Origin of the sequence: Streptomyces sp. NPDC050617, from assembly GCF_040654795.1 — a bacterium.
Taxonomy (GTDB): Bacteria; Actinomycetota; Actinomycetes; order Streptomycetales; family Streptomycetaceae; genus Streptomyces.
Window position 1 is genome coordinate 79652 of record NZ_JBFAIS010000010.1, and the last position, 25904, is coordinate 105555.

Annotated in this window: 23 protein-coding genes, 1 tRNA gene and 2 pseudogenes; 12 read left to right on the plus strand and 14 right to left on the minus strand. The window is 68.4% G+C overall.

Annotated elements, in window-relative coordinates; genetic code table 11:
* Positions 1–44: 44 nt before the first annotated feature.
* The 4 genes from AB0I49_RS15845 to AB0I49_RS15860 all read right to left on the minus strand — a co-directional run bounded on the left by AB0I49_RS15845 (position 45) and on the right by AB0I49_RS15860 (position 6483).
* Positions 45–998, minus strand: a complete 954-nt coding sequence (locus AB0I49_RS15845; RefSeq protein WP_363227528.1) for an RICIN domain-containing protein — start codon at positions 996–998, stop codon at positions 45–47.
* Positions 999–1167: 169 nt separating this feature from the next.
* Entirely contained in the window at positions 1168–3357 is a 2190-nt protein-coding gene (locus AB0I49_RS15850; protein ID WP_363227529.1) for a hypothetical protein, read from the minus strand.
* A 3-nt stretch (positions 3358–3360) separates the two neighbouring features.
* Complete coding sequence (locus AB0I49_RS15855; protein ID WP_363227530.1) at positions 3361–3492, minus strand: hypothetical protein; 132 nt, start codon at positions 3490–3492, stop codon at positions 3361–3363.
* Between the two features lie 273 nt (positions 3493–3765).
* Positions 3766–6483 (minus strand): AAA family ATPase, encoded by a 2718-nt coding sequence (locus AB0I49_RS15860; RefSeq protein WP_363227531.1) that lies wholly within the window; start codon positions 6481–6483, stop codon positions 3766–3768.
* A gap of 638 nt (positions 6484–7121) precedes the next feature.
* Here AB0I49_RS15860 and AB0I49_RS15865 point away from each other — a divergent pair.
* The 6 genes from AB0I49_RS15865 to AB0I49_RS15890 all read left to right on the plus strand — a co-directional run bounded on the left by AB0I49_RS15865 (position 7122) and on the right by AB0I49_RS15890 (position 10876).
* Positions 7122–7352 carry a helix-turn-helix transcriptional regulator gene (locus AB0I49_RS15865; RefSeq protein ID WP_363227532.1) on the plus strand — a complete coding sequence of 77 codons (231 nt, stop codon included), beginning with the start codon at positions 7122–7124 and terminating at the stop codon, positions 7350–7352.
* 61 nt (positions 7353–7413) lie between these two features.
* Positions 7414–7746, plus strand: a complete 333-nt coding sequence (locus tag AB0I49_RS15870) for a hypothetical protein (RefSeq protein ID WP_363227533.1) — start codon at positions 7414–7416, stop codon at positions 7744–7746.
* Positions 7747–7851: 105 nt separating this feature from the next.
* A complete protein-coding gene (locus AB0I49_RS15875; protein ID WP_363227534.1) occupies positions 7852–8568 on the plus strand; it encodes an ABC transporter ATP-binding protein in 717 nt (238 codons plus the stop codon).
* Positions 8565–10169 carry a hypothetical protein gene (locus AB0I49_RS15880; protein ID WP_363227535.1) on the plus strand — a complete coding sequence of 535 codons (1605 nt, stop codon included), beginning with the start codon at positions 8565–8567 and terminating at the stop codon, positions 10167–10169. Before AB0I49_RS15875 ends, AB0I49_RS15880 begins: the two co-directional genes overlap by 4 nt.
* Positions 10150–10383: a hypothetical protein gene (locus AB0I49_RS15885; RefSeq protein WP_363227536.1), complete on the plus strand. Its 234-nt coding sequence runs from the start codon at positions 10150–10152 to the stop codon at positions 10381–10383. Before AB0I49_RS15880 ends, AB0I49_RS15885 begins: the two co-directional genes overlap by 20 nt.
* On the plus strand, positions 10352–10876 hold the full coding sequence (locus AB0I49_RS15890) for a hypothetical protein (protein WP_363227537.1): 525 nt from the start codon (positions 10352–10354) through the stop codon (positions 10874–10876). The genes AB0I49_RS15885 and AB0I49_RS15890 overlap by 32 nt, the downstream gene beginning before the upstream one ends.
* Positions 10877–10896: 20 nt before the next feature.
* Here AB0I49_RS15890 and AB0I49_RS15895 read toward each other — a convergent pair whose 3' ends face one another.
* Together AB0I49_RS15895 and AB0I49_RS15900 are read right to left on the minus strand one after the other, a co-directional pair.
* Positions 10897–11727, minus strand: a complete 831-nt coding sequence (locus tag AB0I49_RS15895; RefSeq protein WP_363227538.1) for a PIG-L family deacetylase — start codon at positions 11725–11727, stop codon at positions 10897–10899.
* 495 nt (positions 11728–12222) lie between these two features.
* On the minus strand, positions 12223–12639 hold the full coding sequence (locus tag AB0I49_RS15900; RefSeq protein ID WP_363227539.1) for a hypothetical protein: 417 nt from the start codon (positions 12637–12639) through the stop codon (positions 12223–12225).
* A gap of 283 nt (positions 12640–12922) precedes the next feature.
* On the opposite strand from AB0I49_RS15900, the pseudogene AB0I49_RS15905 reads away from it, so the two are divergent.
* From AB0I49_RS15905 to AB0I49_RS15920, 4 genes and pseudogenes are all read left to right on the plus strand, one after another.
* Positions 12923–13457: pseudogene (locus AB0I49_RS15905) on the plus strand (winged helix-turn-helix domain-containing protein).
* Entirely contained in the window at positions 13388–13531 is a 144-nt protein-coding gene (locus AB0I49_RS15910; RefSeq protein WP_363227683.1) for a hypothetical protein, read from the plus strand. The pseudogene AB0I49_RS15905 and the gene AB0I49_RS15910 overlap by 70 nt, the downstream one beginning before the upstream one ends.
* Before the next feature lie 168 nt (positions 13532–13699).
* Positions 13700–13819, plus strand: a pseudogene (locus tag AB0I49_RS15915) (transposase); the annotation flags it as partial.
* 273 nt (positions 13820–14092) lie between these two features.
* Positions 14093–14938, plus strand: coding sequence for an IS5 family transposase (locus AB0I49_RS15920; protein ID WP_363227540.1), 846 nt, complete (start codon positions 14093–14095; stop codon positions 14936–14938).
* A 19-nt stretch (positions 14939–14957) separates the two neighbouring features.
* Here AB0I49_RS15920 and AB0I49_RS15925 read toward each other — a convergent pair whose 3' ends face one another.
* Together AB0I49_RS15925 and AB0I49_RS15930 are read right to left on the minus strand one after the other, a co-directional pair.
* Positions 14958–17360: a hypothetical protein gene (locus AB0I49_RS15925; RefSeq protein ID WP_363227541.1), complete on the minus strand. Its 2403-nt coding sequence runs from the start codon at positions 17358–17360 to the stop codon at positions 14958–14960.
* The gene (locus AB0I49_RS15930; RefSeq protein ID WP_363227542.1) at positions 17357–17773 is read right to left on the minus strand and encodes a hypothetical protein; all 417 of its coding nucleotides are present in this window, start codon (positions 17771–17773) and stop codon (positions 17357–17359) included. The genes AB0I49_RS15925 and AB0I49_RS15930 overlap by 4 nt, the downstream gene beginning before the upstream one ends.
* A gap of 203 nt (positions 17774–17976) precedes the next feature.
* Here AB0I49_RS15930 and AB0I49_RS15935 point away from each other — a divergent pair, with 203 nt between their 5' ends.
* Positions 17977–18345: a hypothetical protein gene (locus AB0I49_RS15935; RefSeq protein WP_363227543.1), complete on the plus strand. Its 369-nt coding sequence runs from the start codon at positions 17977–17979 to the stop codon at positions 18343–18345.
* Here AB0I49_RS15935 and AB0I49_RS15940 read toward each other — a convergent pair.
* The 5 genes from AB0I49_RS15940 to AB0I49_RS15960 all read right to left on the minus strand — a co-directional run bounded on the left by AB0I49_RS15940 (position 18294) and on the right by AB0I49_RS15960 (position 23021).
* Positions 18294–19841: a restriction endonuclease gene (locus AB0I49_RS15940; protein ID WP_363227544.1), complete on the minus strand. Its 1548-nt coding sequence runs from the start codon at positions 19839–19841 to the stop codon at positions 18294–18296. The two genes, AB0I49_RS15935 and AB0I49_RS15940, sit on opposite strands and share 52 nt — an antisense overlap.
* Before the next feature lie 187 nt (positions 19842–20028).
* Positions 20029–20796, minus strand: a complete 768-nt coding sequence (locus tag AB0I49_RS15945) for a hypothetical protein (RefSeq protein ID WP_363227545.1) — start codon at positions 20794–20796, stop codon at positions 20029–20031.
* Positions 20797–21144: 348 nt separating this feature from the next.
* Positions 21145–21218, minus strand: a tRNA-Pro gene (locus AB0I49_RS15950).
* Between the two features lie 12 nt (positions 21219–21230).
* Positions 21231–21995 (minus strand): Pr6Pr family membrane protein, encoded by a 765-nt coding sequence (locus AB0I49_RS15955; protein ID WP_363227546.1) that lies wholly within the window; start codon positions 21993–21995, stop codon positions 21231–21233.
* Between the two features lie 90 nt (positions 21996–22085).
* Positions 22086–23021: a metallophosphoesterase gene (locus AB0I49_RS15960; RefSeq protein WP_363227547.1), complete on the minus strand. Its 936-nt coding sequence runs from the start codon at positions 23019–23021 to the stop codon at positions 22086–22088.
* Positions 23022–23097: 76 nt separating this feature from the next.
* Here AB0I49_RS15960 and AB0I49_RS15965 point away from each other — a divergent pair, with 76 nt between their 5' ends.
* On the plus strand, positions 23098–23562 hold the full coding sequence (locus AB0I49_RS15965) for a GatB/YqeY domain-containing protein (RefSeq protein WP_363227548.1): 465 nt from the start codon (positions 23098–23100) through the stop codon (positions 23560–23562).
* A 99-nt stretch (positions 23563–23661) separates the two neighbouring features.
* Here the strand turns inward: AB0I49_RS15965 and AB0I49_RS15970 are convergent, their stop codons facing one another.
* Positions 23662–25809, minus strand: a complete 2148-nt coding sequence (locus AB0I49_RS15970; protein WP_363227549.1) for a transglycosylase domain-containing protein — start codon at positions 25807–25809, stop codon at positions 23662–23664.
* Between the last annotated feature and the right edge of the window lie 95 nt (positions 25810–25904).

Below are 25904 nucleotides of genomic sequence, written 5' to 3' on the forward strand. Positions count from 1 at the left end.
ACCGGAGTGCCGCCGGACCGGAGTGCCGCCGGACCGGTGTGCGCTCAGATGCGCCAGCGGCTCTCGCCGTTGTCGCACTTCTCGATGATCAGCCGCCGGTCGCTGTACTCCGGCTTGTCCTTGGGGCCGACCGTGACGCACAGGTGGTTGCTGGCGTAGTTGCGGATGTGCACGGTGCCGTCCCCGGCCGGGTCGAGCCACCACAGCTGGTTGTCGTCGAACGAGTCGGTGCAGGGCGCCTCGATGAGCTTGGTGCCCGGAGGCATCGCGCCGAACATCGGCACGTCCAGGCAGAGGCCGTCCTTCGCATTGTCGATCAGGACGAGGTCGGAGCCGCCGGGGCCCTTGTGCTTGTGGTGGACCCGTACGTTCCACAGCTGGTTGTCGTTGTCCGTCCCGTCGCACTGGTGCTGGTTGACGGGGGTGTTCTGCGAGCCGGGGCCGAAGCCCGGGATGTCCATGCACAGGCCGGTCGCGTAGTTCCGCAGCAGCGTCTTGGGGGTGTTGGCGAGGGACTGCGACCGGAACAGCAGCTGCTTCGGCTTGACGGGGCCCGCTTTCTTGAGCTTCTCCTCCTTCTCCTTTTTCTTCTCCGCCGCCGACTTCGGCTTGGGCGACGGCGTGCCGACGCTCTTCGGCTCGGTCCCCGTGCCGATCGCCGTCTGGGGCGGCGGGTCCTGGGTGTGCGTGGGCTCCGGCGTGTGCGTCGGCTTCGGTTCGGGCGTGTGCGGCGCGGGGATGTGCGCGCGCAGCTCGCGTTCCTTCGCCGTCTGCTCGGCCGCGAGCCGCACCTTCTTGTCGTGCTCGTCCGCCTGGTAGGTGCGCCACGCGCCGACTCCCAGGGTGGCGCCCGCGGCGAGTGCCATCACGGCCGCCGCGCCGGCGATCCGGGTGCCCACGCGGGTGCGCTCGCCCGGCTGCTGGGAGCTCGTGGTCAGTGCGGCGACGAACCGTGCCCGCCGCCGTCGTTTCGCGTCGTCCTGTTCAGTTTCGCTCAAGGCCCGTTTCCCAACTCACAGAAGCTGCGTCAGTAGATGTGCGGGCGGCTCGTGGTACGCCGTGCCCGCTGCGCCCCCGGCCAGTGAATCACCGGCGGCCTCGCTCGGGACCGGTCCGTGGGCGGTGTGAGCGCGTGATGAGCAAAGGTTGAACAGCCCTGATCCGCCCTCACCGGGTTACCGATCCGTACAGTTCGCGTTCGCGCAACAGCTCCGCCGCTCTCGTCAGCGCGGCGGCCAGCCGCCGCCGGTAGGTGCTGAAGGACAGCGCCGCCCGGCTCGCCGCGGCCTGCTGGCTGCGCGGCCCGCTCAGATAGGTGATCTCCAGGACGTCGGCCAGCTGCCGCTGCCCGGGGAGCGCGCGCAACTGCGCCACCGTCTCGGTCAGCGCCGTCCGCAGCGCCGCGGCGTCCGCGCCGGGCGCCACCAGCCGGGTGCCCAGCAGCGCGCTCTCCGCGAGCTGCCGCGGGTCCAGTGCGCTGCGGTAGGCGTGCTTGACGGCCTCCGCGAACTCCGGCCAGGGCATGGGGGGCGCCGTGGCGGCGGTCGCCGGCGCGGGCAGCGCGGCGGGGTCGTCGGCCAGCAGCCGGGTGCGCAGCGCCTCGGCCCAGCGGTCGAACGTCGCGCTGCGCCAGTCCTGTACGTACGGCGCCGCCGGGCAGCCGTCCGGGCCGTCGAGCGGGGCCGTGCGCTGCTGCCCGTACAGCTCCAGCAGCGTGGCCAGCGCCCGCTGCTCGGGGGCCGTGCACGTCCAGCTCATCGCCAAACCCGGCGTGGTGGCCCACAGCGTGGTCAGCGCGTAGCCGGCGGCGACCGCACTGCCGGTGCTCCAGCGCGCCAGCAGCAGCCGCTCGCTGCGCCGCAGCGGCGACCGGCCGGCCGCGTGCTCCAGCGCGGCGTGCGCCACCGGGTCGTCGGGCAGGCCGGTCGAGCCCGCCTCCAGGCAGGGGGCGACGAGCGCGCCGACGAAGCCCCGGCGGCCGTTCTCGGCGACGGTGAAGGCGCCGGGCTGCTGGTCCCACCACTGCTGGGCGAGGAGGGCCGCCGCGCCGCCGTGCTCCCTCTCGACGGCGGCCAGTACGGCGGCCAGGTCCGCCGGGCGGGCGGTGCGCAGCTGGAGGCGGTCCGCGCCCTGCCAGTCCGCGGCCTCTCGCGCGATGCGGTTCGCGCGGCCGAGGTAGGCGAGGCCCGCGCCGAACGCCCAGCGGCCGCCGCCGCGCTCCGCCAGCCGCTCGGCCAGGTGCGCGTGCAGCCGCCGGAAGAGCCGTTCGTACGTCTCCAGGCCGCGCCAGCGCAGGTCGGCCAGGAGCGCCTCCCGTACGAGCTCGTGCGGTACGAGGCCGTCGGCGGTGGTGTGCACGAAGGACTGGCAGCTCAGCCAGGCGCAGAGGGTACGGGCCTCGGCCGCAGGAATCTCCAGGGCGTGCCGGACCAGTTCCTCGGTGGTGACGCGGGCGAGGGCCAGGACGTGCAGGGCGTCGGAGCGGTCCGGCGTGGGGCTCTCCCGCAGCAGCAGCCGCAGCAGTTCGCGCACCAGGTCGGGGGAGTCGCTCAGCTCGCAGCCCGGGTAGGGCCCGTCGGGGTGCGGGGCGCGTTCGCACGCGTCGGCGAAGAGGGCGAGGGCCAGCGGGAGGCCGTGCGCGGCCCGTACGAGCTCGGGGACGGCCGCTTCGTCGACGTCGCGGTTGCGCAGCAGTTGCGCGGCCTCGGCGTCGTCCATGCCGTCCAGTTCCATGCTGCGCAGCGCGTGCCACCACTGGGCGTCGGTGCGCCACTCGGCGGACGGGGGGCGCCGGCCGCCGATGACGAGCAGGACGTGCGCGGGCATGCGCGGCAGGAACTCGTCGCGCAGCCACTGTTCCAGGGGGCCCAGCGACTCCGCCGAGTCGATCAGCAGGACGTGCGCCTCCGACGGCGGGCCCTGCGCTTCGAGGGCGGCGAGGAACGCCTCGGGGGTCGGGTCCGTGCCGCGCATGTCGATGGAGCGGGCGGTCCTGCCGTGCGCCTCGGCCTCGTCCGCGAACCGGCGCAGCAGGGTGGTCTTGCCGACGCCGCCCATGCCGTGCAGCCACACGACGAAGCAGCCGTGCCGGTCGCTGAGCAGCAGCTCCCGCAGCAGCCGGAGTTCGGCGACCCGGCCGGTGAACACCCGTTTCCGCAGGGCCGCGAGCAGGTCGCCGTGGGAGTCGGCGGGGGCGGGGGCCGCGGCGAAGGGGACCGGGGGAGGGGCGGGCGCGACGGGCCGGGAGGCGACGGACCCGGGCTTGACGGACTGGGGCGGGGCGGACTGGGGCGGGATGGTGGCGGGCATGACGGAGGCGGGCGGGACGGGCGTGGGCTTGGGGGGTGTCGTCCGCATCTGCTATCCGCTGAACCGCTGAGGGCCGCCGACGCGGGGGCGGGTGAGGCTGAGGGTGCCGGTGGCCGTTCCGCGGGTCGGCGCCTGCTGGGCCGACGGCTCCGCGAGGCCCGGCAGAACCACCTTTGTGATCATCGAGCCTTTCCTGCTTTCGAGCTTATGAACTTCCGGGTTGCTGGGGTACTGCGGTACTGCGGTGCTGCGGTGCTGCCTTACTCGTGCGTCCCGGCTGTCGTGCCGTGGGCTTTGCGCTGCGGTTGCGCGCTTTTCGCTTTCGAGCACGTGAGCCGGTCCATGATTGACCGTGATCGATCGTGACCATCGACGATGCTCCTCCGGGGGTGCCCGCGCATCGGTGATGACTACGTAGAACGCGCTGGGTCGATTACGTAATTCCGTTTCGGGTGGTCAGAGAGTCAACTCCCGCAACTGGCGACGTGAGGAAATGCCCAATTTGCGGTAGATGTTTCGGAGATGGGCGTCGATCGTGCGCGGGCTGAGGAAGAGCATCGCCGCCACCTCCTTGGACGTCGCGCCGGCGCCGACCTTCCCGGCGATGACCCGCTCCTGCGCGGTGAGCTCGCCGAGCGGGTTCTCGCCGTGCGGGCGCGGCCGGGCGCCGATGGCGCGCAGCCCCCGCGCCGCCCGCGCGGCGAAGCCGCGGGCGCCCATGGCCGAGAGCATGTCGTACGCCGCCCGCAGCTCGGCCCGCGCCTCGGGGCGCCGGTTCTCGCGGCGCAGCCACTCCCCGTACGTCATCCGGGCGCGGGCGTACAGAATCCGCACCCGGGTCCGGGCGAACTGGTCGATGGCCTCCCGGTACAGCGCCTCGGTGTCCTCCTCCCGGCCTTCGTAGCGGCCCTCGTCCTGGCTGAGGAGCGCACGGGCCTGCAGCCACTCGGCGACGGCCCACGGAACCGGGTTCGTACGGGCCAGCGCCTCCAGATGGTCCAGCGCCGTGGCGGCCTCCTTCCCGCGCCCGACGTACGCGGCGGCCTCGACCAGCTCCGCGTTGACGGCCCAGATCGAGTACGAGCCGCCCTGCTGCCGCTGCTGGGCCGCCAACGCGGCCTCCAGCGCCGCCTCGTGGTTGCCGAGCCCGTTGTGCAGCACCGCCCGCGAGTAGTGCTCGCCGGCCGTCTCGAACGGCCGCCCGCCGGTGCCCAGCAGCGACTGGGTCTCGCGGTAGCGGTCGACGTCGCCGCTGTACGCGATGCAGACGAGCTCGGCCCCCAGCAGCGGGGCCGTGCCCGCGGCCTCGTCCACCGCCCGCGCCTCGCCGAGACTGGCCGCCGCCTCCGCGAACCGGCCGACCGAGACCCTGGCGATCGCCTGGTAGCGCAGCGCCTGCGGCAGCGCGGCGAGCGCGCCCTGCCGGCGCGCCGCCTTCACCTGGCGGTTCGCGACCTTCTCCATCAGCGCGTCGTCGCGGAGGTCGATGACGAGCTGGCAGACCAGGTTCATCCGCAACGGCCCCGTCGACGGGGCCGCGGGGTCGCTGCACGCCGCCGCGGCGGCGAGCATCGCGGGCACCGCCTCCTCGACGGGCAGCATGTTCTGGTCCAGCAGGGCGTCGAGCAGCAGATCGACCGGCCGGGCCGGCGCCCGCCGCGGGGCCCGCTCGCGGATGTGCGCGCCGAGCCGCTGGAGCCGTCCCGGCTCGTTGTCGTTGTACATGAACGACGCGAAGGCCTCCAGGTACGTCTCCCTGGCCCGGTCGGGGTCCAGGCCCTCGGCGATGTCGACGAGGGCGCCGGTCGCCTCCGGGGTCTGGCCGAGCTGGTAGTCGACCCGCGCGCGCAGCAGCCGCGCCTCGGCCTGCCCATGGGGGTCCATGGGCAGGTGCGCGGCCCGCGCGACGAGGGCGCGGGCCGCCGCCGGCGCCCCCGACTGCAACCGCAACTGGGCGGCGGCGAGCAGCCGTCCGGCCTGCCGGTCGGATACGGGCGTGAGCCGGCCCGCCTGCTCCATGAACGCCGCGGCGGCCGCGTACCCGCCGCGCTGCCGCGCCCGGTCGGCGGACCGCTCCAGCTCGACGGCGACCTCCTCGTCGACCTCGACCACGGCGTGCGCCCGGTGCCACGCCCGGCGGTCGGGGCCGGTCTCGGGATCGGTCGCCTCGGCGAGCGCCGCGTGCACCCGCCGGCGCGTGCCCGGAATGGCCGCGGCGTACACCGCCGACCGTACGAGCGGATGCCGGAACCGCAGCCGCGGCCCCAGCGACAACAGCCCGGCGTTCTCCGCCGTGTCGAGCCCGGCGGCGTCGAGGCCGAGAATCTCCGCCGCGCGCCGCAGCAGCCCGAGATCGCCGACGGGCTCCGCCGCGGCGAGCACCACCAGCGTCCGTACGGCGGACGGCAAACGGTCGAGGCGGCGTACGAACTGCTCCTCCAGCGCGGCCACCACACCGGCCTGCGATCGCATCGGCCGCGCGACCCCGAACGGCCCCGCGTCATGCGCGAACTCCAGCAGCGCCAGCGGGTTGCCGTGCGCCTCGGCCAGAATCCGGTCGAACACCTCGCAGTCCAGCCCGGTATGCGTCACCGCCCCCAGCACCGCCCGGGCGTCCTCGTCCCCCAGCCCCGACAGCGGCAGCCGCGGCAGCTCCGCGAGCCCGGAGGCGGGCCCGGCCTCCCGGGTGGCGAACACCACCGCGACCCGCTCGACGGCCACCCGCCGCGCCACGAAGACCAGCGCCCGCCGCGAGGCGTCGTCGAGCCACTGCGCGTCGTCCACCACACAGCACACCGGCTGCTCCTGCGCCGCCTCGTGCAGCAGCCCGAGCACCGCGAGCCCGACCGTCAGCGGATCGGGCGAGGTCTGCTCCCCGAGCCCGAACACGGCCTCCAGGGCCGCTTGCTGCACGGCCGGCAGCCCGAAGCGAAACCTGAGAAAAGGCGCGCACAACTGATACAGCGTCGCGTACAGCAAATCCTGCTCGAACTCGGCCCCGGCGGACCGCACAACGGCGAATCCTTCCAGTCCCGCCATCGCGGAATCGAGCAACGCCGACTTCCCGATTCCCGCCTCGCCGGCCACGACGAGCGCGCCCCCACGCCCGGCAGCCGCTGAGACCAGCAGCCGATCGATCTCGATCCGCTCCCTCTCCCGGGCAACGAGCTGCATCGGAGTCGGCCTCCCTGCCAGTGTTAGAGCCTCTAACGCCCTCAAAGCGTGATGAGTTGGTGCGAGATTTGTCAACTCGGTCAGTCAAATCCCCCAAGCAGGCGCCGGGATGGTGAAAACGGCTGCCCGAAGGGGCAGGGACGGGCGCTGGACCGGGGGCCGACATGATGGCGGGCGACGCGATGGCGGACGGCGTGACGGCGGGCGGCGCGGGCGGACGTGGACGGAATGGACATGAGCATGTCGATCTTGCGGGGCGGCGGCGGACCGGATTCGGATGAGCGAATCCCCTGTGGCCGATGAACTCGGCAGGCCCGTATGGGGGATCGCCGAGAATTCCCGGCAACTGCTGTCCAGGGAAAGGGCTTTAAGGAGGCCCTTTCCCCTTTCCGCGGGAGCGTCGCATGCCCGGCCCTGACGGTCGACTTTGCGTTGTCTTGACCCTCTGGTTTGGCCCTCGCTATGGTGACGGCCATGATCGACGGCCCTGACCAGGCCGTTAAGGTCGTGCTGGGTGAAACGGGGGCGGGCGGATGGCCGCCGCTACGGGGGGATTGGGATTGAACCTGTCATCAGACAGAACCGGTGGCAGAGTCGGAGACCGAGCGGAAGGACATTTCCGCGAGGCGCCGCCGTGGGTGCGCGAGGCGAACCTGTCCCTGCTGACCGCGCGCGAACGCGAAGTTCTCCTGGCGCTGGGCGACTGCCTTTCGAACGCCGCCATAGCGGGCCGCTGGTTCATATCGGAGCGGACGGTGAAGAAGCACGTCACCAGCGTCTTCGGCAAACTGGGGATATCCTCGCGCGCGGAAGCCGCCGTCATAGCGACGTACGACAAGGTCGCCGAAAGGTGTCCTTCAGGACACTAGATCCCATTCCGGGGACGTGGAATCTTCACTGGGTCAACACCAACCGCAGGGGAGAAGAACTATGTCCGCAGCAACTCTGGTGAAGGATTCCGACACCGCCGCGGAGCCGGCGCCGGCGAAGGCCGCCAACGCGTTCACGTCCGCGTCGATCGGCGCGTACGTGGCCGCGACGACGGCGCCCGAGCGCGCCCTCTCGTCGATCAGGGCCAAGGTCGACAAGGGGCTCGTGCGCTACGACGCCTGGTTCCTGATATTCACCGCCGTCATCCTCGGCCTGGGCGCCACCATCTTCGCCGGACTGGTCGTCTGGTGCGTGGTGAAGCAGAACAAGAAGTTCACCGGCTCGTGGTCCTTCAAGAACTGGGGTCTGAAGGTCAGCGCCGAATGCAAGTAGCGGCCTGACGGCCGCTACTGCGAGGCGCCCGGGAAGCCCCCGGCGGGATCCGGGCTCCCCGGGCGCCCCCGCCACCCACCGCATCGGCAAAGGATCAACGCGACAGTGTCTCTCCTGAATGTCAAAGACGTCAGCTATTCCTATGACGGAATTGTCAACGTCCTCCTGGACGTCTCCTTCACGGTCGAGAAAGGCACGATCGTCGGGCTGGTGGGCCCCAACGGCTCCGGGAAGTCCACGCTGATCAGGAACATCTTCGACCTCGTACAGCTGCAAGCCGGTTCCATACGGATCGGGGGCCATGAGCACGCCCGGCCCGAGGCGAAGAAGCTGGGCATGTATCTGTCCAGCAACGACTACCTCCCCGAGTTTCTGACGGCCCGCGAGTACATCGCCATGATGGGAAAGCTGTTCGGCCAGGACACGAACCACGACGAAGCCATCGAACTGTTCCGTAAATTCTCCATGGCAGGCCGCTACGACGACCTCATGGAGGACTATTCGCACGGCATGCGCAAGAAGACGCAGCTGGTCTCCGCGCTCGTCGTCCGCCCGCCGCTGGCCGTCATCGACGAGACCCTCAACGGCATCGACCTCGAAGCGCTGCACCTCGCCGAGCGGGAATTCCGGCGGGTCCGCGAGGAGGGCCGCTCGATCCTGCTGTGCACGCACGACTTCGCGGTGCTGGAGCGCCTGGCCGACCGCACCCTCTTCCTCGACCTGGGACGCGTGGTGTACGACGCGCCGACGAAGGACCTGGTCGAGGAGCACGGATCGCTCGACGCCATGGTCTTCGACTACCTCGAAACGTTCCAGCGATGAGGGGCGAACGACAACTGGCGGACATACAGCAGATGACGGACATGCGGCCGGTCACAGATGCACGACAACTGGCGGGCATACGACCGGCCCAGTCCGCGACCCTGGCCCGGATGCTCCTCGTCTTCTTCCGCCGCCGCGTGCTGCGGGCCGGAGCGCTGAAGTCCGCCCCGGTCAGGGTGTTCGTCGCGGTGGCGGGGGCGCTGCTGCTGGCCGCCATGTGCGCCGGCTCGTACTTCTTCCTGCGCCCCCTGGCCGACGAGGCGGCCGTGTGGCGGCTGCTGTTCGACACCTCCACGGTGTCCCTGCTGCTGTGGGTGCAGATCGCGTTCCTGCTGGTGAAGGTGTTGTTCATCAACGCCGAAGGGATGCTCCGGCTCAGCTACCAGCTGCCGGTCACCAACCGCGAGCGCTCGACGGCGTTCCTCCTGTACGAGGCGGCGATGACCGCCGCCGTGGCCGCCGTCGGCCTCGTCTCGCTCGCCGTGAGCGCGCTGATCCTCCTCGGCCCGTCCGCGATCGGCTACATCACGGCCTCGGTCGTCCTCCCGGCCGCCCTGACCTATCTGGGGCTGTCCGTCCTGTACCAGCTGCTGACCCGGCTGTGGACGCTCGCGGGGCTCGGCCGGATGGCGGGCGTTCTCAACGTGCTCGCGCTGTTCGCGCTGCTGGCGTACTACACGGCCCGGATGACGCCGATGATCCAGGACTTCTCCAGCGCGTATCTGAGCAGGCGGACCGCGTACACCTGGGTCACGTCGGTGTCCTGGGCCTGGCACGCGTACGGACCGTGGGCGGCGCTGGCCGGCGCGGCGGCCCTGGCGGCCGTACTCGTGGCCCTGACCTTCGCGCTCGCCCCCAACCAGCACATACGCCAGTCCCGCTACCTGAAGCTCCCCGGCAGCGTACGGCTGCGCGGCGCCCTTGGCCCGTACGACTGGTGCCTGCTGCGCAGCGCGCAGACCGTGGCCGCCGCCGCCATGGCGCTGGCCCTGTTCGTCTACCTGCTGCTCGCCAAACCTTCGGTGAGCCCCCTGTGGGGCCTCGCCGCCCTGTCCTTCGGCGGCCTGTACCAGTTCACGGCCACCCAGCGGCTACGCGACCTGCCAGGCACGCGAGAACCGGCCTGGCGCGTCTACACCCGCCTGATCACAGCGCAACTCATCCTGCTCACCGTGTTCGCCGTACCAGCCTTGGCGATCACGGCCGCGCTCGCCCCGGACCGCTTGATTCCGAGCGGCGCGGCGCTGGCGTCCTGCCTGGGCGGAGCGGTGATGACCACGTGCGTCGGCATCGTGTTCCCCGCGGAGAAGGACAACCCGTTCTCCGTGTTCCTGGGGCTGTCGGTGGTCTTCATCGTCGCCGGCACGACGGTGATCGGGCTGGGCCTGCTGAACCTCCCGCCCTGGGCGGTGGTGGCCTGCCTCGCCGGGGCGGTCGTCGCCTTCGTCTGGTACGCGGTGCAAGGAATCCACACCAATGAATCGAGGAGAAGGAATGTTCACGGCACGGTCGGTAGTGACGTCCGCCATCGGGGCCGCCCTGCTGACGCTGATCACCGCGGCGGCGGTCCTGCTCACCCTCATGTTCTCGACGGGCACTGACGAGGTCGTCGAACGCACGGCGCTCTTCGGCTCGTTGGTCTTCGAGACGGTGAAGAAGAGCGACGGCGCGCTGGGCATCACCACCGGCGTCGAGAACCCGCTCCCCCTCATCGCCTTGTTCCTCGTCCTCACCGCCGTCCTGACGATGATCCAGACCATCTACCGGGGACTGAAGCAGCGCCGTGAGCACCTCCTCAACGCACCCGGCAACTGATCTGAGACTCCGCGCCGTCGCCTGGGCGGTGGCCGCCCAGGTATGGCCGCTGCTGGCACTGGCCGCGGTCTTCCAGGCGATGGCGCTGGCCTGGCTGGCGAAGTCCGGCGACCCCGTCCCGACGACCCTGGCCTGGCAACTCTCGACCAAGCCGGCCGCCCTGGGCCTGGCGGCGTCCTTCGCCCTCCACGAATCGGCTCATGTGGCGGCCCTCAGACGGATCGCCACGGTCACCCACATCACGCTGGAGAGAACGGCCTGGCGCACGTCCCTGATCCCCCGGGGCGAGATGACCGCACGCCAGACGGCGACGGTGGCCGCGGCGGGCCCCCTCGCCTGCGCCGCGACGGGCGCCCTCCTATGGTTCTCCGGCCTGGACCGCCCGCTGTCGTACTGGTACGCGGCGCACGTGGTGTTTCTCCTGCCGCCGTTCGGCGACGGCAGGGCGCTATGGCGAAGCGTCCGCACAACACAGCGGACCAAGACGAGCTGAATCAGGCTGACTAGCGGGAATCACCGCAACCCGGCGAAGAGATCACTCTCGGGCAGGGGAGCGCCGGTGGTGTCCTTGACCCGCACGTAGGTCTCCATGCCCATCAGCTCGCCGAACCTCTCCTTGCCCATCTTGAGGAAGAAGATGTTCTCGCCCTGACTGGCATGTGCGGCCAGCGAGTCGAATTTCTGACCGCTGAACGCGGCGGTATCCACCCACGTGGTGATCTCGTCGTCGGGGAGGCCGATCTCGGCCAGCGCGGCGAGCTCGGCGGGGTCGGGCTCCGGCATGTCCCCGAACTCGCGCATGAGCTCCCCGAACCGCTGCATCGCCGAGTGGGGCATCGTCGTCCAGTACACCTTCGGCGTCAGCTCCGTCATCTCCAGTGCCGCCATCGTGATGCGGTTGGCCTGGATGTGGTCGGGGTGGCCGTAGAACCCGTTCTCGTCGTAGGTGACGACGACATCGGGCCGGTAGCGCTCCATGAGCTCCGCGAGCCGGGCGGCGCCCTCCTCCACGGGCGTCTGCCAGAAGGACCCGGGGGCGTCGTTGCTCGGCCAGCCCATCATCCCGGAGTCGGCGTAGTCCAGCGTCTCCAGATCGCTGATCTTCAGCACGTCGCAGCTCTCCTGGAGCTCCCGACGCCGCATCACGGCGACAGCCTCCGGATCGTGACCGGCGTCACCCGGCTTCACTCCCCCCGGCCCGTCACCGCACCGTCCGTCGGTACAGGTCACGAGAACCGTCCGCACCCCTTCGGCCGCATACTGCGCGAGAACCCCTCCCGTGCTGGTGGCCTCGTCGTCGGGGTGGGCGTGTACGGCCATGAGCGTCAAGGGCCGGTCAGTCATGAAACAGTCCTCCTGAGAAAACACGTCGCAGTCCACATGCACGGGGCGAGGCTCCGGACGGAACGGACGACCTCCCGATCCCCGCCCACCCAGCACCGCCCCCTCGGCCCTGTAACCCCGCCGACCGGACCCGCTGTTCCCGACCGGCCGCCATCGACAGCATTTTCAAGATCGAACCGAACCGGCGGTCACGCAATCAGTCACGCGGAACGCATCAGGGCCGGTAACTCATCCGAGTCACCGGCCCTGATCTCTGTTCCTTCAGTCGGGGTGGCGGGATTTGAACCCACGACCTCTTCGTCCCGAATGAGGTTCGGGTGGGCTCGTGATCGGCGGCGATGGGTATCGGCGCTGGTCAGAGACTTGCTGCGGGGCGGGCTCGCATGGCTTCAGAGGGTATCCGTTGGAAGATCATCTCCCAGATTTCTCCCAGCGAGGGCCGACTGCCTGCACACTGGGCGCGGAGTGGCGCGGTTGCTGCAGCAAGTTTGCGTATCAGGTGAGGCTCTTGCGGCGTGCGCGCAGGGAGTAGGTCGTCGGTCCACCCGGCCTGCCGCTCTTCGACCAGCCGCCGCTCGTCGCGATGACCCAGCCCTTCTGCTCCTTCATCTGTGCGGCGAAGGTACGGCGGTCGTTGATGGAGCAGCCGCAGGTGAGGGTGACGTCGATGTCGAGGTACTGGCTGCGAGGGTTGTCGTCGCCGTACGGATCCTTGATCCATTCGACCTTGTGGATGTGGCCCTTCAGGCCCGTTCGCTCTTCGTCATGTTTGATCCCGAGTGCCTTGGCAAACTCGTCCAGGTCGTCGATCTCGAAGAGGTCGCTCGACCACTGGCCGGGCCAGACGGCGAACAGCCGGGACTCTCCGCCGACCGCGCGCTCGTAGGCGGCACGCTGGTCCCCGTGCGTCACGGTGCCATCCCCGTGGACCTCGATATAGCACGTCGTACTTGAGGCGTACGGGAAATCTCTGCCGGTTGCGGCTGCGCTTCGTGGCTTCATTGGCCCCCCAATGTGGTTCTACGGCAATGCACTTTGTTCGATCCCAGTGAACAACAGGTCGGCATTGCAGGGGTGCCATCTCATGAAAGGTGATCGGAGCGCGTTGTCGACCAGAACACCGTTGGTTACTGAGCTTGAACTCGTGATGTCGTAGGGGTTGAGGGGCTGTGGTCTCCTGCGGCATCACCGGGTCGTGAGGTATCCACAGGGTGGCGGGCTGACCGCCGAACGGCAGCAGTTCCGCGAGGAGTTACGGGGCCAGGCGGCCGAGCGGTTCGCAAGGGGCGAACCGAGCTCAGCGATCGCCAAAGATCTGCGCGTCAGCGTCCGTTCGGTGCAGCGATGGCGGCGGACCTGGGATGAGGGCGGTCCGCGGGCCCTGCGCTCGCGTGGGCCCGCGTCGCTGTCATGGCTGAATGAGAAGCAGTTCGCGCAGTTGGAGGCGGAGCTGGCCGAGGGGTCGGCCGCGCATGGGTGGGAGGAGCAGCGGTGGACACTGGCCAGGGTCAAGACGGTGATCGGCCGGCGCTTCCATATGCACCGTTCAGGGCCTGCGCAAGCTCCTGATGCGCAACGGCTGGTCCTGTCAGGTCTCGGCCCGACGCGCGATGGAGCGGGACGACGAGGCGGTGGCCGGGTGGGTCAAGGAGGTGTGGCCGTGCGTGGAAGGCTCGCGGCGGCCCGTGGGGCCTGGCTGGTCTTCGAGGACGAAGCCGGATTCTCCATGACGCCTCCGCAGGCCAGGACCTGGTCCCAGCGTGGCCGGACCTCGGTGGTGCGGGTCCGCGGCCGCTCCCGGTGACGCGTCTCTATCGCCGCGCTGACCTGCTACAAACCCGGCGACCGCTCCCGGCTGATCTACCAGCCTCGCAGGAACGACGGCCGACGCGACGGCTGCAAGAGCTTCTCCTGGCATGACTACCGTGGCCTGCTGACAGCCGTACACCGGCAGCTCGGCGGCCCGATCGGCCTCGTCTGGGACAACCTGAACGTTCACAAGGCTGCCGGACTGCGCGAGTTCGCCGAGGCCCGGGACTGGCTGACCATCTTCTACCTGCCGCCCTACGCGCCTGATCTCAACCCTGTCGAAGGGATCTGGTCGCTCCTGCGACGCGGCTAGCTCTCCAACGTTGGCTTCAACAACCCCGAACAGCTCGTCCGGACCGTCCGACGCGGACTACGGCACATCCAGTACCGCAACCACCTCATAGACGGCTGCCTCACCGAGACTGGCCTGACGATCACACCTTCCTGAGGAAACAGAGCGACATCACGAGTTCAAGCTCAGTAGAGGGCGTCTGAAAAGCCGGTCAGCGGGCAAGTTCCCTGGTAGCGGGGCGGTGGCGCACTTTCAGGAGCTGGGGTGTGCGGGCTGCGTTCCCGTTACTCGACTGATCTGTCCGATCGGGAATGGGAGATCCTCTGTCCGCTGGTTCCGGCGGTCAAGCCCGGTGATCGGCCGGCGATACACGCGCGGCGGGGGATTCTGAACGCGTTGGCGTACTGGCTGCGGGCCGGCTGTGCCTGGAGATTGTTGCCGCATGACCTGCCGCCGTGGCAGACCGTCTATCACTACTGGCGGCGACGGCAGCAAGAAGGTGTGTGGGAGCGGATGTTGACGGCTCTGCGCGAACGCGAGCGGATGCAGTTCGGCCGTGATGCCACTCCCAGCGCGGCCATAGTGGACAGCCAGAGCGTGAGGGCCAGCGAACGCGGTGGCCTGCACGGGTACGACGGCGGCAAGAAGGTCAACGGCATCAAGCGGCACCCGCTCGTCGATACCTGCGGCACCGTCCTGGCCGCTTGCGTGAGCCCGGCGAGCGTCGGCGATCGTGATGGCGCCGCGGTGCTGTTCTCCCAGGCTGCCGGTGTCTTTCCGCGCCTTCGGCTCGTATGGGCGGACCAGGGGTACCGCGGTGCCGACTTCCATGCCTGGGCCCGGGAAACCACCGGCGTCACCGTGCAGGTCGTGCAGCGCCGCGACGGAGGGTTCCGCTCGACCTGGGCGAAGGCAGGGACACCGCCTCCGGCCGTGCCCCTCTTCGCAGTGGTCCCGCGACGTTGGGTGGTAGAACGGACCATCGCCTGGCTGGGACGGTGCCGCCGCCTGTCGAAGGACTACGAGGACCTGAGTGTGTGTTCAGAGAACGCCATCTACCTCACCATGGCCATGCTCCTCGTGCGGCGCCTCGCAAGACCAGCCCGCTGACCGGCTTTTCAGACGCTCTCTAGTGGCCGAGTGGACCCACATGCCATGGGTCGCTCGGACGGCCGTCGGCTTCAAGCCCGTAGCGACGAGCCTGTTGCCAGCCGACATCGTCGGGGCGGTGGAGTTCAGCGAACATACCGATTCCAAAGCCACCACGATATCCAGCATCAATTCCTATGCGCATGAGTCGATCGACACCAGTCGAATCTCCATTCTCGTCTCGGCAGTACAGCAACTCGCTTAGGCCCTGCCCATCGGGGTCGGATACGGCGACAAATTCTGCTTCTTCCGTCTGCCCGTTCCTTTCGAGAAGGTCTGACAGTCCCCAATAGGCGTCAGACTCTCCGCGTTCCGCGGCTCGTCGCATCAGGTGGATCGCTCGCTCCAGGTCTCCTGCAACATCGCTCATGCATGCGAGCGTGAATAGAGCTCCAGCGTTTCCTGCTTCTGCGGCCTGACAATACAATTCACGCTGCACTTCCTCATCTGGTGTGATCTCCGCCAAGCAGAGAGCAGCCTCGTGGCTTCCAGCATCAATAGCGCAACGGTAAAAAGCAGCGGCTTCTTGCGATCTGTCTGGCCTCTTTGATATTTCAGCTAGCGTCAGGAGAGCATCAACATCGCCAGCATCGGCGCCTTCCATGAGAATTTTACGCGCCGTGGCTTGAAGGTGAGGAGGCGTATCATGGTCAAATAGGTAGCGCAAATATGGGTACCACAGCCGAGGGTCAGTTGTGGTGGAGTTCGCTTTGAGGAGGAGGCGTTCGGCGCCTTCCTTGTCGCGGCCAGATATGCGTTTGGCCAGTTGGATCTGCGCCCAATAGTCACCCGCTTCGGCTGCGCGACGATAGAGACGCTCGGCGGCTTTGCGATCGCCAGCGCCCTCCTTAAGCTGGGCCAGCAGCACAAAGGCGGGCGTCTCCCCCTCGTCCGCGGCTCGCTCGTACAGTTGTTCTGCTTCTTTTCGGCGACCATGGCGATCGTGCCATGAGGCCAGCGTGGCAAGACCCCGAGCGTCCGCGGCCTCAACGGCTTGCCGATAGATGCTCGACTCCGGGTCATAGCCGTCAAAGCGGGCTTGGACCGCAGCGAGTTCTACAAAAGCGCTTGAGTCCCCGGCTTGGGTCGCCGCGCGGACAAGTTGGACAGCATGGCGGTACCGCCAACGATCATTAGCCGCCTGAGCTAGCGCCATAAGGGCCGCTGGGTCACGAACGTTATCGGCGGCGGCGTCCCAGAACGCCTTGGGAGGCACTGCATAAATGCGCTCGGACCGTCCGCGCTGATCCAGATAGTCAGCCAGTTGATAGTGTGGCTCCGACGGCTTGGTCTCCCCTGGGCGAGCACGGATCCGTGTCAGGGGCCCGCGTGCACCGTGCAGCGGAAGGGTTGCGTACTCTAGGGCTTGCGATGCCCAGGAGTCAGTCACTTGCCCCCACTGTAGGTTTGTCAGATATGAGGGAGCAGCGAACTCCAGCAGCGACAACGGCACAGTCGGTCCAAGGCCCAACCGTTGGGCATCCATGGCCACCTCTATCACCGCCCTGGCGGCCGGGGGGGCATTTAGATATCGCTCAATAAGCGCCGGCCCACCAGTCAGGTACTGAGTGATGTGCCCCTGCTCCGCATGTTTAACCGCATGAGCAAGCCTCGGATCCACTGCAGCAGCTGCATTGAGGTTCGCTGACTCACTCTCACTGAATTTGTCGGGTACAGGCAGATCGCATCCCGTCAGCAGCGCCCTAGCTTGCGAATGAGAGTCATTGGTGCCGGATCCGGATGTGGGAGGAGCCGTGAGCGTCGCCCAGTATTCGTGCCAAAGTGTGCCCAGGACGAGCACCGGGGCACGTTCTGGGTCGCGCAGGAGCGCACGCAATCCGGCAGCGAGATTTTCGCCCATTGGGCTGTTCGGTGTGAGTAGATAGTGCTGGGTCTCGTTCAGCCATAGGACGGTGTTAGGCTCAACCGCTTCCAGGCAGGAAAGGGCAGCTTCAGGTCGGCTGGGCTCGATCGGATGCCATAGGCGCCAGGAAGGTGAGAGCAACTGGATGGCTTCCCAGCAGGCGCGGGTCTTCCCTGTAGAAGATCCGCCTACCAGCATCACTATCTTGCTGGCCCCATGGACTACCTGCTGTACAGCGTCGCGAAGCCGTCGGTCATGCTCGCGCTCGACGTACACCGGCAAGGCCGGAAGGTGTTCTGCAGATCCGTCCGATTCAACGGTGATGGCCTGGTGTACTTCCCATGCGTAGGGATCGGCGATCTCGCTGATGCACCGTCCAGGAGGCTGTTCAGGAAGCAGGCGCCGCTGCGGGGCACGGGCTTCGTTGATGATGATGTCGCCGCCTGCCTGGTAGATCCGAGCATCGTGTCGTGCTGCGGCATCTTGCCGAATCACTGGTCGGCGATCACTGTCACTCACGACTCGTTGATGGTCTGGTGGCCAACAGCTTGGTAGATGCGGGCCCTTCCAGATGCACGGGCCTTCATCTCAACGGAACCGATGCGGGTCGCCTCAGCGCTCGGCAGCAGTGGGGTCAACTCCTCGTCCAGGAGTCGACGTAGTTCGTCTGCCAGAGAGGGATCATCGCGCAGCAGCCTGAGCAGTCGGCGCTGCCAATCGGCGGCAAGCCCTGCTTCGGCCTCCGAGTCACCGGCTTCCCGGGCGGCCAGCACCTCAACACGCACATCGGCAAGCTCTTCTTCAATCGCCTGAACACGTTGTGGATGCACACGGCGCCACAGAGCCACAGCAGACGAACGCGCCTGCTGCCAAGTGTCCGTTGCCATCGCGCCCACGAGTGCGGTGCCCGCTGCCATGACGAGCGGATTCATATAGCCCCCAACCTCAGTAGCAAGGTCACCACCGTATTCGAAAAGTCCGCCTGCCATGGTTGGCTGGCGGCACCCGAAGTCACGCCAGCCTCAGAGATCTCCCTGGTCTGGGCCCTCCCACGGGCAGCGTGGGACGAGGCGGGGCACCAGACGGTTGGAAATGTGAGTTCTCGGTCGGCCTGTCGCCCCCGGCCGACTCCGCGATGGCGGAGTGGAACGCGTACTTCACCACCGACGTCCCCTACGAGCCCCTGACCGATCTCCTCATCGCGCTCGGCACGCGTACGGTTGCGGACATTGGCACCGCCGGGCCCCAGACGGTCCTCAACGCGCTGAGCGCCAAGGGCTGGATCCGCGATCTGGATCGGCGTCAGACCACCGCGACTGACGCCGCCTTCACGCGCAGCGTCTCCTTGGTCCAGGCGCAGCTGGTGCTCAGCGGTGAGAAGACCTCCTCCTGCTGGCTACCAGCCGGATCGGTGGACCGGTCGGCCCTGTTCCGGGCCTTCGGGGTCCGGAGCTACCGGAGCCCGACTGCCCGGAGCGCCTGCTCGGCGGCCCGGTACTGGTAGAAGTGGCCGTGGTCGAGGCTGGTCTGGAGCAGCATCCCCTGCTCCTTGTCTGCGTGGAAGAGCGACAGGGTGGCGCAGTCCTCGCACTTTTCGCAGGTGAGGAATGGGCTCAGCGGGTGGAGTCTTTGGCCGCCACCGGCCAGGTACAGACTGGTCGCGATCCGCTCTGGTCCGGCATGACGCAAGTTCTCGGTGGGAACGACTGGGTGGTCTCCCATCAGCCGCGGAAGGGTGATGGTGTCCGACTGCTCGTGGCGATCCCACACCACGTTGGTCACATCAAGCAGCTGCAGGTCGGCGAGGAAGCGTGCTCGGTCGAGGAGCAAGCGCAGGCCGTCGTGAGCCTCGTTCAACTTGGAGACGGAGACAGCGGGGAGGTATTCACGCCCGTGGGCCCTGCTGTTGCGCTTGGTGCCCAGGCTGCGGCAGGCTGCCTCGGCCTCGTCGTCCGCAAGGAGGGTTGCAAGGTCGTGGAGGGGGTGCTCGGGGGGAAGTTTGGACATGCCCTCCGCCGCTCCGATCTGCTGAAGGATGCGCTGCCAGTCCCCGAAGCCGGGGCCGCCGTGCCCGGTTGCGATCTTCCCCTTGAACGCCTTGATGGCCTTGCAGGCGATACCAGCCTCGTGCGCCAGAGCGATCGTGAGAAGCGCGCTGTATCCGAGCAGGGTTTCCGCGGCCTTGAGTACGGCCGCGTACTCCTTCGCCTGGGCATCGTCCTGGCCGTCCGCGCTCTTCTGCACCTCGACGTTCCGCCAGCGCAGAGCGATCGGATAGGGGTACCGGGTGCGGACGATAAAGCCCGGATCGTCCAGTTGGGCTGCAGCGACGGAACGGAGCCGGGTGAGCTGGCCGGTAGCAATGATGCGGTGCCGGGCTTCCTCCGGGCTTGTGCTCATGTCGAAGACTGACTCCGCGAGCGCCCCGGCCTCGGCCGCCATTTCCCCCAACCGCTGGCCAGCAGCAGCGAGATTGGCCAGGGCTGCGGACAGCGCGGGGTCCTCGTTCGGCAGCTCCAGCGCCTTGAGCTGAGAGCGCCTAAGGTGCCGTTGAAACGCGTATCCGGCTGTGAGAGCTCCGACGGTATCGGAGCGCAGGAACGCGAGGATCAGGTGGGCATGCTCCGCCGTCAAGGGTTTGGCCGGGCGGAGGACAAACAGGCTGCTCACGGCAATGGCCGGTAGATCAGCTTCCTGCACCAGAGCGGCTTTCGGTCGACCGGAAACCACCGAGGACAGCAAGACGTCGCCGGCACGAAGCTGAAGCCGCTCCGGTGTATCGTTGCGCCAGTCATCGGCTGCCGGATCCGCTGTCGAGATCACACCGTCTCGCCCAATGTTCTTCAGCCAGATGAGGCGGACAGCGCCCGAGTCGGCGGGTCCGCAGACCCCGTCCGCGACCCGGCGGTCAAACGTCCATCCGCTCAGGACCGTATCGAACACCGATTCAAACGGCAGGCGGTCTGACGACGAGTCTTCGTGCTGCGCAGTGCTGGACAAGGTCCCCCCAGGGATCGTGATGCCAGATCCTACGATGCTGGTTGAATGTGCCGTCAGGCGTGTTGGCGGTGACCTCCAAGGCATGGGAGCGGACGGGGGGCCCGCGGAACGCCAGCCGCCGTGGCGTGTCAGAGTGATTGGGCTCTACAACCGCTGGCACCTTGATCGCCCAAACAAGTCCTACTAGCTAGTCGTCGGCCCATCGAAGCTGGAAGAGCAGCTTCTCGGCTTCCTCGGCCGCCACGTCGGCGGTGCGCTCATAGTGGCAGACCAGGCACTGGCCGACTCCGATGCCCATGCCGTGTTCGTCTCCATGGTCTGGGCCGAAGGCGGTGTATCCGCAGATGGGGCAGTCCTGAAGTTCGAGGCTGTCAGGGTTGTGTTTGGGGTGATAGGACGGGTGAAGTTCGCTGGCTCGCTCCGCCCGGTTACTGGCTTCCTCGTCCCCGAGCCGGAGCAAGAGGGCGAAAGCACGGGCTCGCGCGGCGCGGTCGTCGGCCTCGGTCCCTTCCCAGGCACAGTCGGCGTGTTCGCCCCCGAGAGTGCCGAGGCTGTTGTGATGGTCGAGGGCGAGCAGAGCTTCGATGTGCTCGCGCTGCAGGCCACCTCTGACGCTGGCGTGCCGCACGGGTTGGGTGCTCTTAATTCCGCTGCGGAGCACGATGACGTGGATGCGGGTGTCCAGGGCCAGCGATTCGGCGCCCTCCCACGGCCATACGCTGCGAAGGCTCTCGTTGGGAGCTGGCGGGGGCGCGGGGTCGGGGATCACGAAGACGCCTGGCTCCTCCTGGTCCTCCTGAGCCTTTTCCTTGACGACGTCGAGCAGCGCGGCAGCCGACTTCACTCGTCGGCCGTCTTTCTCCGTGGCTGCGGCCTCGCCCCACTCGGCGGACACGACAGCCGCCAGCCCGTTAGTCAGGGCTTGGTCGAAGATGGCCTCTGCTCCGGAACCCATGTGGTCGCACTCAAGCTCGGGGTGCACCGGGCGTACGTCTCTGCGCGCTGTTCCTGCATTCCGACATCATCAGCGGAAGTCGGCCACCAGCACACGAGGATTCCCCCTCGCCTTGGCGGTGGGTACGTGCTGCCTGCTTCGCAGTTGGGTCAGCGACGTGAGGCGCTGGAGTTCGCTAACGTGCAGGTGTGCGTTGCTACGTGCGCGGCGTGTCACACCTGCCCGGCTGCTACCAGCCGGGAGAAGCCCACCAAGATCTTCTCCCAGATTTCTCCCGAACGATCACCGGAGACGCGGGAGGGGCCTGATCCTCAGTGAGGATCAGGCCCCTGACCTGTGTTCCTTCAGTCGGGGTGGCGGGATTTGAACCCACGACCTCTTCGTCCCGAACGAAGCGCGCTGCCAAGCTGCGCTACACCCCGAAGCAACGAGCTCTACTTTAGCGGACCGATGGCCGGAGACGAAATCCGGTTCTCGGGGCCGCGCAGGTGGGGGCGGATGCGGTCGAGGAGGAGCAGGGCCAGGGCGAGGACGTAGAAGGCCAGGGCGAAGATCACGGTGTTGCCGAGGACGCCGCCGTAGCCGTGGATGTCGACGTCCAGGAAGGGGTACGGGTAGCGGCCCTCGGTGCCGGGGGAGAGGAGGGCGCCGCGGATGAGGGCGAAGGGGAGGTAGAGGAGGGGATAGATCAGCCACTGCCAGGCGTACGCGAGGCGGAACCGGCCCGGTGTCGTGAGCACGAGCCAGTCGAGGACGACCGCGATGGGGGTGGCCGTGTGCAGGAGCTGGGTGGCCGTGGTCTGCCACTCGGAGGGGGCGTGGGCGTCGCCGGCCATGGCGAAGCCGCTGGAGTCGTTGGTCAGGACGAAGTGGTAGACCAGCCCCGTGATGGCTATATAGAGGACCGCCGCCCCCGTGATCCGCGCCGAGAGCGGCGGCCGGGCCGACCACGCCCGGTGTGCGGCCGCCAGCATGACCACCGCGACCACCGCGTTGGACTGGATCGTGAAATAGCTGAGCACCCGCGGCACGTCGCCGATCGCGCAGTCGATCACGATGCCGGTGATCGCCGCCAGCGCGATGAGCACCCGGAAGACGGCCGTGAGCGGGCGGCGCCCCGCCGGGACGACCGCGGAGGCGGGGACGCCCGCGGCGCTGATCGCGCTCTGCCGCGCGTGGGAGGAGGTCGGATCGATCATCCCCCCACCGTAAGGGCGGGCGCTCCCGCCCGGCGGAAGTCTTCCAGTTCCGTGCGTTCGGGCTTCGGTCGGGCTTCGGCCGGGCTTCGGTCAGGCTTCGGTCAAGGTGAGGAGCGTCGCCTCCGGCGGGCAGTTGAAGCGGACCGGCGTGTACCGGTTGGTGCCGCACCCCGCCGATACGTGGAGGAACGACTCGTTGCCCCCCGCCCGGTGCTGCGACAGGCCCTTGACCCGCTTCGTGTCCAGGTCGCAGTTGGTCACCAGCGCCCCGTAGAACGGCACGCAGAGCTGGCCCCCGTGCGTGTGCCCGGCCAGGATCAGCGGGTAGCGGTCCGCCGTGAACGCGTCCAGCACCCGCAGGTACGGCGCGTGCACCACCGCCAGCGACAGGTCCGCCGACGTGTCCGGGCCCCCGGCCACCTCGCTGTAGCGGTCCCGCTTGATGTGCGGGTCGTCGAGGCCGGTGAGGGCGATCTCACACCCGTCGACCTTCAGCCTGCCCCGCGTGTTCGTCAGGCCGACCCATCCCGCCGCGTCGAAGCCGTCGCGCAGCTCCTCCCACGGGTTGTGGATCGCTCCGACCACCGGCTTGTTGCCGTTCAGGCCGTGCCGCTTCTGCGCCTTCTCGATCAGGTAGCGGGCCGGATTGCGCAGCTTCGGTCCGTAGTAGTCGTTCGAGCCGAAGACGTACGCGCCGGGGAACTCCATCAGCGGCCCCAGCGCGTCCAGCACCTCCGGCACGCCCTCCGGGTCGGACAGGTTGTCGCCCGTGTTGATCACAAAGTCCGGGCGCAGCCCCGCCAGCGACTGGAGCCAGCGCTGTTTCTTGCGCTGCCCGCAGACCATGTGGATGTCGGAGACCTGGAGCACCCGCAGCGGCCGCCGGCCGCGCGGCAGCACCGGGACGGTGACCCGTCGAAGGCGGAAGGAACGGGCCTCGATGCCTGCGGCGTAGGCCACGCCGGCCGCGCCGACCGCCGTGATTCCCGCCGTGATGCCCAGGGGTACTCCGTATCGCGCGCGCATGCGCCCATCGTCGCAGACCGGCCGCCCAGGGGAAATCTTCGGGTGATTCCCGGCAGTTGCTGGCATAGTCAAGGACATGACCACGCTCAAGTCCCAGCTGCAGGACGACCTCACCGCCGCCATCAGGGCGCGCGACGAGCTGCGCTCCTCCACCCTCCGGCTCACCCTCACCGCGATCACCAAGGAGGAGGTCTCGGGCGAGTCCGCCCGCGAGCTCTCCGACGACGAGGTGCTGAAGGTGGTCACGCGCGAGGCGAAGAAGCGGCGTGAGGCGGCGGAGGCGTTCGAGCAGGGCGGCCGGGCCGAGTCGGCGGAGCGGGAGAAGGCGGAGGGCGAGATCCTCGCCGCGTACCTGCCCCAGCAGCTCTCCGATCTGGAGCTGGAGTCGCTGGTCGCCGCGGCCGTCGCGGAGGCGGCCGGGCACGGCGCCGAGGGGCCGCGCGCGATGGGCGCCGTCATGAAGATCGTGAACCCGCAGGTGGCCGGCCGGGCCGAGGGCGGCCGCGTCGCCGCGATGGTCAAGAAGCTGCTCGCCGGCTGACCCCCGGCGGGACATCGTCGCGAACGCGGAGGGCGCCCGGACCAGAGGAATGGTCCGGGCGCCCTCTACTGCCTGGCAGCGGGTGACGAAGCCGTCGGGCTAGTGGTGCTTGCCGCCGTGCTGCTTCCCCTTGCCGGGCTTGCCGGCCTTTCCGTCGTCCCCGCCGTCATCGCTCTTGCCGTCCTTACCGGAACCGGCGATCGGGACGGTCGTGAACTTGTCCGCCGGCTTCCCGGCGAGGGCGCCGGAGACGGAGTCCTTCCAGATGGGCGCCGGGCCGTCGGCGCCGTACACCTTGTCGTACGGCTTGCCGCCGAAGGTGATGCCGTTCTGCATCTGGACCTTGTGCTGCGGGTCGCCGAGCCAGACCGCGCCCGCCATGTTGGGCGTGTAGCCCACGTACCACGCCGAGTACCGGTTGTCGGTGGTACCCGTCTTGCCCGCGCTGTCCCGCCCGTCGGTCAGCCCCGCCGCCTTGCCCGTACCGTCGTCGACGACGCCCTTGAGCATCGTGTTGATCGTGTCCGCGGTCTTCGTCGACATCGCCTGGGTGCAGGTGCTCTGCGGCACCGGCAGCTGCTTGCCGTCGGAGTCGGTGACGCTTTCGAGCGCGGTCGGCGTGCAGTACTTGCCGCGGGCCGCGAAGGCGGCGTACGCGGCGGACATGTTGAGCGGCGACGCCTCGTTCACGCCGAGGGTGTACGAGGCGCCGAGGCCCCACTCCGTGCCGCCCGCGCGCTTGGTCATGCCGAGCTTGTTGACCATCTTCGTCACGTTGCACAGACCGGTGTCGGCCTCCAGCGAGACGAAGTAGGTGTTGATCGACTTCTTCAGCGCCTCCGGCATCTTGTACGGGCCGACCTCGTCAGGGCTCTCGTTCGGCACCGAGGCGCTGCTGGCGTAGCTGCGGCCCTGGCAGTCCGAGACGGTCGGGTACGGCATCCGGTTCGGCGACGGGTACGACTGGGAGTTGTCCATGCCGTTCTCCAGCGCGGCGGCCGCGGTGAAGGGCTTGAACGTCGAACCCGGCAGATATCCCGCGCCGCCGCCCATGTTGCGGTCCACGGAGAGGTTGATCTGCGTCTCGTTCTTGCCGAAGCCGTACGGGCGTGACTGGCCCATGCCGCGGATCTTGCCCGTGCCCGGCTCGACCAGGGTGACGGCGGTGGCCACCGGGTCGGACGGGTACACATGGCTCTTGACCCCGGCCTGCACCGACTTCTGGGCCTGCGGGTCCAGCGTCGTACGGACCGTCATGCCGCCCTGGTTCCAGCGCTTGCCCCGCTCCTCCTTGGTCTTGCCGAAGGTCTTGTCCCGCAGGAAGATCTCGCGGACGTAGTCGCAGAAGAAGCCCGCGCCCTTGACGGCGGTGATGCAGCCGCTCTTGGGCGGCTTGACCTTGAGCTTCACCGGCTTTTTCTTCGCCGCCTCGGCCTCGGCCGGAGTGATGTCGTGCACCTCCGCCATCCGCTGGAGCACGGTGTTGCGGCGCTTGGTCGACTCCTCCTTGTGGCTGACCGGGTCGTACCGGGTCGGCGACTGGACGATGCCGGCCAGCAGCGCGGACTCGTCGAGGGTGAGGTCCTTGGCGTGCTTGCTGAAGTAGCGCTGGGCCGCCGCCTCGACGCCGTACGCCTGCTCGCCGAAGAACGTGATGTTCAGATAGTTGTTGAGGATCCGCTTCTTGCCGAGCTCCTGCTCGACCTGGATCGCGTACTTCAGCTCCTTGACCTTGCGGCCGACCGTCTGCTGGGTGGCCTGCGCGACCTTGTCGGGGTCGTCGCCGGCCTCCTCGATGAAGACGTTCTTCACATACTGCTGGGTGAGGGTGGAGGCACCCTCGGATACGCCGCCGGACTGCGCGTTCTTGTTGAGGGCGCGGAGCACGCCCTTGAGGTCGATCGCCCCGTGCTCGTAGAAGCGCGCGTCCTCGATCGCCACGAGCGCCTTCTGCATATAAGGGGAGATGTCCTTGAGCGGCACGACGGTGCGGTCGCGGGAGTAGACCTTCGCGATCTCACCGCCCTGGTTGTCGAGGATCGTGGTGCGCTGACTCAGCGGCGGGGTCTTGAGGTTGGACGGGATCTCGTCGAAGCCCTCGACCGAGCCTTTGGCCGCCAGGCCGAAGGCGCCGAAGGCCGGCAGCGCGAGACCTGCCAGCACCGCTCCGGAGAGGACGCTGACACCGAGGAATTTCGCGGCCTGCTGGGTCGTCGTGAGACCCCCGCCCGAGCGCTTCTTAGCCATGGGGGGCAGCCTACGTTCTCATTCGCCGGACAGACGCCCAGGTGTTCGCCTACGCTTGATTCACGCCAGTCACTGCGGTGCGGTTCCGGACCATC